Source organism: Mesorhizobium sp. XAP4 (assembly GCF_029269325.1).
Classification (GTDB): domain Bacteria; phylum Pseudomonadota; class Alphaproteobacteria; order Rhizobiales; family Rhizobiaceae; genus Mesorhizobium; species Mesorhizobium ciceri.
This window is the reverse complement of record NZ_JARIXW010000006.1, coordinates 404,582-412,500: the sequence shown is the minus strand read 5'-3', so window position 1 is coordinate 412,500 and position 7,919 is coordinate 404,582. Positions and strand designations below refer to the sequence as shown.

The 7,919-nt window shown below is 58.8% G+C and carries 3 protein-coding genes, 1 tRNA gene and 2 rRNA genes; all 6 read left to right on the top strand.

Going from position 1 to position 7,919, the window contains the following annotated elements; genetic code table 11:
• Positions 1–139 precede the first annotated feature (139 nt).
• Positions 140–2,961 (top strand): 23S ribosomal RNA (locus tag P3C39_RS25890).
• Positions 2,962–3,227: 266 nt separating this feature from the next.
• Positions 3,228–3,342 (top strand): 5S ribosomal RNA (gene rrf / locus P3C39_RS25885).
• 154 nt (positions 3,343–3,496) lie between these two features.
• Positions 3,497–3,573, top strand: a tRNA-Met gene (locus P3C39_RS25880).
• Between the two features lie 668 nt (positions 3,574–4,241).
• Positions 4,242–5,273 (top strand): substrate-binding domain-containing protein, encoded by a 1,032-nt coding sequence (locus tag P3C39_RS25875; protein ID WP_275954552.1) that lies wholly within the window; start codon positions 4,242–4,244, stop codon positions 5,271–5,273.
• A gap of 93 nt (positions 5,274–5,366) precedes the next feature.
• Entirely contained in the window at positions 5,367–6,902 is a 1,536-nt protein-coding gene (locus P3C39_RS25870) for a sugar ABC transporter ATP-binding protein (protein ID WP_275954551.1), read from the top strand.
• 76 nt (positions 6,903–6,978) lie between these two features.
• A complete protein-coding gene (locus P3C39_RS25865) occupies positions 6,979–7,902 on the top strand; it encodes an ABC transporter permease (protein ID WP_224620220.1) in 924 nt (307 codons plus the stop codon).
• The last annotated feature ends 17 nt before the right edge of the window (positions 7,903–7,919 follow it).

Here is a 7,919-nt window from a genome sequence, read left to right as displayed (position 1 = left end):
AATGACATCGAAGTTTGATCCCGCACAGGATCTGCTTCAGGCGACAATTCCTTTGGAATTGCGTGGATGCCAACTCCGTAAGGGGAAGGCTGAAGCGACAATCCTTCGGATTGCGCGGGTGGGCATTGGCAATGAGAACGATCAAGTGTCTTAAGGGCAATTGGTGGATGCCTTGGCATGCACAGGCGATGAAGGACGTGATACGCTGCGATAAGCTACGGGGAGGTGCGAATACCCTTTGATCCGTAGATTTCCGAATGGGGAAACCCACCTAAGGTACTTGGAAAATCAGAGCAGCCAGAAGGTCGCAAGGCCGGATTGCTGCTGTGGTTTCCAAGTATCGATAATAGGTAACTTACCCTGAATACATAGGGGTAAAGTGGCGAACGCGGGGAACTGAAACATCTAAGTACCCGTAGGAAAGGACATCAACCGAGACTCCGGAAGTAGTGGCGAGCGAACCCGGACCAGGCCAGTGGCGATTGAGAGACAAGCGGAACCTTCTGGAAAGTAGGGCCATAGTGGGTGACAGCCCCGTACGCGTAATGCAATCAATCGTCCTCGAGTAAGGCGGGACACGTGAAATCCTGTCTGAAATTGGGGGGACCACCCTCCAAGCCTAAGTACTCGTGCATGACCGATAGCGAACTAGTACCGTGAGGGAAAGGTGAAAAGCACCCCGACAAGGGGAGTGAAAGAGTACCTGAAACCGATTGCCTACAAACAGTGGAAGCCCAAGGTTCGTCCTGGGTGACCACGTACCTTTTGTATAATGGGTCAGCGACTTAGTGTGACGAGCAAGCTTAAACCGCTAGGTGTAGGCGCAGCGAAAGCGAGTCTGAACAGGGCGTTCAGTTCGTCGCATTAGACCCGAAACCGAGTGATCTAGCCATGAGCAGGTTGAAGGTAAGGTAACACTTACTGGAGGACCGAACCCATAACTGTTGCAATAGTTCGGGATGACTTGTGGCTAGGGGTGAAAGGCCAATCAAACTCGGAAATAGCTGGTTCTCCGCGAAATCTATTTAGGTAGAGCGTCGACCGAATACCCCAGGGGGTAGAGCACTGGATGGGCTAGGGGTCCTCACCGGATTACCAAACCTAACCAAACTCCGAATACCTGGGAGTACTAGTCGGCAGACACACGGCGGGTGCTAACGTCCGTCGTGAAAAGGGAAACAACCCTGACCTACAGCTAAGGTCCCCAAGTTATGGCTAAGTGGGAAAGGATGTGAGGATCCCAAAACAACCAGGATGTTGGCTTAGAAGCAGCCATCATTTAAAGAAAGCGTAACAGCTCACTGGTCTAAATAAGGGTCTTTGCGCCGAAAATGTAACGGGGCTAAAGCCATACACCGAAGCTTAGGGTTTGGTCCGCAAGGGCCAAGCGGTAGCGGAGCGTTCTGTAAGCTGATGAAGCCATACCCGTGAGGGGTGGTGGAGGTATCAGAAGTGCGAATGCTGACATGAGTAACGTAAGGGGAGTGAGAGACTCCCCCGCCGAAAGACCAAGGGTTCCTGCTTAAAGCTAATCTGAGCAGGGTTAGCCGGCCCCTAAGACGAGGCGGAAACGCGTAGTCGATGGGAACCACGTTAATATTCGTGGGCTTGGAGGTAGTGACGGATCATTGAGGTAGTCCAATCTTATCGGATTGAACGGGCTGCTGCGTGGTTCCAGGAAATAGCTCCTCCTTATAAACCGTACCCGAAACCGACACTGGTGGTCTGGTAGAGTATACCAAGGCGCTTGAGAGAACTATGCTGAAGGAACTCGGCAAATTGCACGCGTAACTTCGGAAGAAGCGTGACCCTTTTCTACGCAAGTAGAGGAGGGTGGCACAGACCAGGGGGTAGCGACTGTTTATCAAAAACACAGGGCTCTGCGAAGTCGCAAGACGACGTATAGGGTCTGACGCCTGCCCGGTGCTGGAAGGTTAAGAGGAGGGGTGCAAGCTCTGAATCGAAGCCCCAGTAAACGGCGGCCGTAACTATAACGGTCCTAAGGTAGCGAAATTCCTTGTCGGGTAAGTTCCGACCTGCACGAATGGCGTAACGACTTCCCCGCTGTCTCCAGCATAGACTCAGTGAAATTGAATTCCCCGTGAAGATGCGGGGTTCCTGCGGTTAGACGGAAAGACCCCGTGCACCTTTACTATAGCTTTACATTGGCATTCGTAGTGGCATGTGTAGGATAGGTGGTAGGCTTTGAAGCCTGGGCGCCAGCTCAGGTGGAGCCACCCTTGAAATACCACCCTTATTACTATGGATGTCTAACCGCGGCCCGTTATCCGGGTCCGGGACAATGTATGGTGGGTAGTTTGACTGGGGCGGTCGCCTCCTAAAGAGTAACGGAGGCGCGCGATGGTGGGCTCAGAACGGTCGGAAATCGTTCGCTGAGTGCAATGGCATAAGCCTGCCTGACTGCGAGACTGACAAGTCGAGCAGAGACGAAAGTCGGTCATAGTGATCCGGTGGTCCCGCGTGGAAGGGCCATCGCTCAACGGATAAAAGGTACGCCGGGGATAACAGGCTGATGACCCCCAAGAGTCCATATCGACGGGGTTGTTTGGCACCTCGATGTCGACTCATCGCATCCTGGGGCTGGAGCAGGTCCCAAGGGTATGGCTGTTCGCCATTTAAAGCGGTACGTGAGTTGGGTTCAGAACGTCGTGAGACAGTTCGGTCCCTATCTGCCGTGGGTGTAGGAATATTGAAAGGATCTGTCCCTAGTACGAGAGGACCGGGATGGACGGATCTCTGGTGGACCTGTTGTGGCGCCAGCCGCATAGCAGGGTAGCTATATCCGGACGGGATAACCGCTGAAGGCATCTAAGCGGGAAACCCACCTTAAAACGAGTATTCCCTGAGAACCGTGGAAGACGACCACGTTGATAGGCCGGGTGTGGAAGAGCGGCAACGCTTGAAGCTTACCGGTACTAATAGTTCGATCGGCTTGATCGTTCTCATTCCTTATGCCCATCTGACAAAGTCAGATGGTCTGTTCTCACTCACGCTTGTTCCGCCCTGCGGGCGGCGCTACGTGAGTGCGGCGCATCAGCGCCGACGGTCGACCTTGCGAAGCTTCGCTTCGAAAGGCGCCAGACCAAGAACCGTAAAGGCACACAAAGACCAGCGAACAGCCCCGAGAGGCACCCGACAGCTCCGCTGCCGATGTCTCTTTGTGCGCCTTCGCTCAAAAGCTTCTCGAACAACGTGCGTTTTGCCGACCTGGTGGTTATGGCGGAGCGGCTGCACCCGATCCCATTCCGAACTCGGCCGTGAAACGCTCCAGCGCTGATGGTACTTCGTCTCAAGACGCGGGAGAGTAGGTCGCTGCCAGGTCTGCCAAACGCACGTTGATCTCACATCCAAATCGGATGGAGAGAAATCTTCTCTTTATGAAATGGCCCGCCAAGGGATCACGGGCCGCGTAAGCGGCCCTTTCATTTGGTCAGCCATATACCTATCTGTAGGCCTCGGCTTACACAAAAATTGACGCGGGGTGGAGCAGCCCGGTAGCTCGTCAGGCTCATAACCTGAAGGTCACAGGTTCAAATCCTGTCCCCGCAACCAAATTCAAAAAAGCCCGCCATCGTGCGGGCTTTTTGTTTTGTGCTGTGCTGTGCTGCCGGCCTGTCATCAGGCGCCCGCAACCAGCCAAGCCAAGCCGCCAGACAGAAAACGCAAATCCTCTCCCCAAAACCAACATCAAAAACAGCCCGCCAGCCACAAATGCCCGCGCGCCGTTTTGATATGCGGCTGGGGTGGCCATCGATCTGCCCAGGCTCAGGCCCCCGAAAGCGAAGCCGAAGCTGCAGCCGACTTTCTGGCCAAGCGGACATATGGAGAGCGTCACGCTGCGCCCGGAACAGATCTATCAAAGACAGGATCGGGGGCTTCAGGCGATAAAGACGCGGCCGGCGGGAGGGCACCATGCGAGCCCCCGTGCGGATACTCCACCACCCTCTCCGGTTTCGCGGCCAAAGGCCGGTAAGGCCTTGCCCAGCCCGTACGGCATCTTGGCGGCCGCGACCAGCCTCGTCGACCGGAGCGTAGAAATCCCCTTGAAGGAGACTATGAAATATATTTCACTATGTGAATTATATTGACAATGCGCGCCCGGGCTGTAATGTCCCGATCGTCGGCTTTCGGAGGAAGGTCGGCATCATCAAATCCATACGGCAGCGCTCACTGAGTGCCTGCGACGGTCATTGAGGATGGCTTCGGCCAAGGGAGGAAACTTGCGCAAATTTCTGAGCACGCTCGCAATCGCGGCGGCTGCATCGACCTGCTTTGGGTCGATGCAGGTACGCGCCGAAACCGCTAACCCGTTCAAATGCGAGCCGGGTGAAAAATACGTCATGAACGTGATGGTCTCGGGCGTCGAATACTGGTTCCCGGTCTATGAAATGTTCAAGCAGGCCGGCCAGCAATTCGGCTGCGAGACCGCCTATACGGGTACGCCGGAATACGACGTCAACAAGCAGATCGCCACCTTCGACCAGGCACTGGCGCAGAAGCCGGCGGGTATACTGGTGCATCCGATGAACTCCGATCCGTTCATCGAGCCGATCAACCGCGCCATCAAGCAGGGCACCGCGGTGGTGACCTTCGCCGCCGACTCGCCGAATTCCAAGCGCGTCTCCTACATCACCTCCGACAACAATGCCGAAGGCACCTATGCCGCCGACGCCGTTGCCAAGGCGATGGATGGCAAGGGCGAATATGCGGTGCTGGAGAATCCCGGCCAGGACAACCACGACAAGCGCGTCAACGCCTTCGTTGCCCGCATGGAAGCCAAATGGCCCGACATGAAGCTCGTCGGCCGCGCCGCTTCGAACCAGGATCCGACCAAGGCCTATCAGGCGGTTTTGAGCCTGGCGCAGGCGCATCCGGACCTCGGCGCCGTGTTCATGCCGGAGGCCAACTCGGCCATCGGTGCTGCCCAGGCCGCCAAGGAAGGCGGCGGCAAGATCCGCGTCATGCTCGCCGACGTCAACGCCAAGATCCTCGACATGATCAAGGCCGGCGAGATCTTCGGCTCGGTCAATCCCAACCAGGGCATGCAGGGCTATATGGGCTTCATGCTGTTGTGGATGGCCAAGCATCCCGGCCTGATCGATCCGATGAACGACGCCAAGCGTTCGGGCTTCAACCCGATGAGCGTGCCCTTCGTCGACAATGGCTTCTCCATCGTCTCCAAGGACAATGCGGACGACTTCTACTGGGACAAGTACCTCAAGCGTCGCGGCACCAAGGGCATCGAGGAATAGTCTCGATCGCCGCCCCGGCCTCCACAAGGCCGGACCAACCGGGAAGGAGGCTTCGGCCTCCTTCCTCCCCCGCAAGCATCGCAGGAGCATGGCGTGACCCAGTCGCCCATTCTTGAAATCCGCGGCCTGTCCAAGGCGTTCGGCCCGGTCAAGGCACTGAGCGACGTGCGGTTCGAGCTGCGGCGCGGCGAAATCCATGCGCTGTGCGGCGAGAACGGCGCCGGCAAGTCGACGCTGATGAACATGATCGCCGGTGTATTGCAGCCCGACGAGGGCGACATCCTGATCGATGGTGAGCGCACTTCGATTCACTCGCCTGCGGCCGCCCAACGTCTCGGCATCGCGCTCGTCCACCAGGAGATCGCGCTGTGTCAGGACGCCACGGTTGCCGAAAACATCTACATGGCCGCGATCAACAGCCGGCGCGCGCCGCTGATGAATTTCCAGAAGCTCTACGCTGACGCCCAGAAGGTCATGGACCTGCTCGCGCCCATTCCGGTGCGCACCAGGGTCGCCGACCTCTCCATTTCCAACCAACAGCTTGTCGAGATCGCCAAGGCGCTGACGCTCGACTGCAAGGTGCTGATGCTCGACGAGCCGACCGCCGCACTCACCGAAAGCGAAGCGCAACGCCTGTTCTCGATAGTGCGCGGGCTTAGGGAACGTGGCATTTCGGTGGTCTATATCAGCCACCGCATGGCCGAGATCTTCTCGCTCTGCGACCGCGTCACCGTCTTCCGCGACGGCCGCTACGTGGCGACCGATGCGATAGCCGCCGTTTCACCCGACGATGTCGTGCGCAAGATGGTCGGCCGCGAAATCACCCAGCTCTATCCCGACAAGCTGGCGCCGCAAGAGCCTGGGCGCCTTCTCCTGTCGGTCGAGGGGCTTTCCGATGGGCGCCGCTTCGCCGACGTCGATCTGCAGCTTCGCGCTGGCGAAATTCTGGGCATAGGCGGCCTGATCGGCGCCGGCCGCAGCGAGATCGCACAGACGGTCTGCGGCCTCAGGCCAATGACCTCTGGAACCGTCGCGCTCGACGGAAAGCAGCTCCGGCTGCGCAGTTATGGCGATGCGGTCAAGGCGGGGCTGGTCTATCTCTCTGAGGATCGCAAAGGCTCCGGCGTGTTCCTCGATCTGCCGATCGCGGCGAACATATCGGCGCTCGACCTCGGCCGGCTCACCGGGCGCCTCGGCCTGCTCGACCGCAAGGCCGAGGATCGTCAGGCGTGGGAGCTGACCGGCAGGCTCGGCGTGCGCATGGCCGGCATCGAGGCCACTGTGTCGACGCTGAGCGGTGGCAACCAGCAGAAGGTTGCCATCGCCAAGCAGCTGTCCGTCAGTCCCAAGGTCATCATCATGGACGAGCCGACGCGCGGGATCGATGTCGGCGCCAAGGTCGAGATTCACCGGCTGCTGCGCCAGCTAGCCGGCAGCGGTGTCGGCGTCATCATCATCTCGTCCGAACTGCCGGAGCTGATTGGCTTGTGCGACCGCGTTCTTGTGGTGCGCGAAGGCAGGATCGCCGGCGAACTCGCCGCCAGCGAGCTCGGCGAGGAAGCCATCATCATGCTCGCCTCGGGCGTCCAGTACAGTTCAATTCAAAGGCAGGCCCAGAATGTCGCCTAGGGAACCAGGAGAAGCGCTCGTGCACGCCGAGATCAAGTCCGCCGGGCGGCGCATCAACTTCGCTCACCTCGCCTCGATGCGCGAGGCCGGGCTGATCGTCATCATCCTGGCGCTGTGCATCGCCATGAGCTTCGCCTCGCCGCACTTCCTGACATGGGGCAATTTCCGCGCCATGCTGATGAGCTTCTCCATCGAAGGCATCGTCGTCGTCGGCATGACCGTCCTGCTCATCGTTGGCGGCATCGACCTTTCCGTCGGCTCCGTCGTGTGTTTCTCGATGGTGGTCTCGGGTGCGCTGTTCCTCGCCGGGCTCGATCCCTGGACGGCAAGCCTGATCGGCATCGGCGTCAGCGCGCTGATCGGCGCGGCCATGGGCTTCTTCGTGACCGTGATAGGGCTCAATCATTTCATCACGTCGCTTGCGGCCATGGTCATCGTGCGCGGCATGTGCCTGGTGGTCACCAAGGGCACGCCGCTTTCGCTGTTCACCCTGCCGCCGACCTTCAAGGCCATCGGCCAGGGCAGCTTCAACAACATCCCCTATGTCATCCTGATCTTCGTCGTCGTGGTGGCGATCTTCGACTTCCTGCTGCGCCGCGCCACGGCCTTCCGCAAGGTTTTCTACACCGGCTCCAATGAGAAGGCCGCGCAGTTCTCCGGCATCAGGACCAATCAGGTGAAGTTCTGGGTCACGGTGCTGTGCTCGACCCTCGCCGGAGTGGCCGGCGTCATCTACATGGCGCGCTTCGGCGCGGCGACGCCGACCTTCGGCGCCGGCATGGAGCTCAACATCATCGCCGCGGCCGTCATCGGCGGCGCCTCGCTGAATGGCGGCTCGGGCACCATCTTCGGGGCGATCCTCGGCATGGCTCTGCTGTCGGTGGTGACGAGCTCGCTTATCCTGCTCGATGTCTCGGTCTATTGGCAGGACATGATCAAGGGATGCATCCTGCTGGCAGCGGTGTCGATCGATCACTTCCTGCACCGCAAGAAGTCCTGAACCTCAAAGGCGGCGAA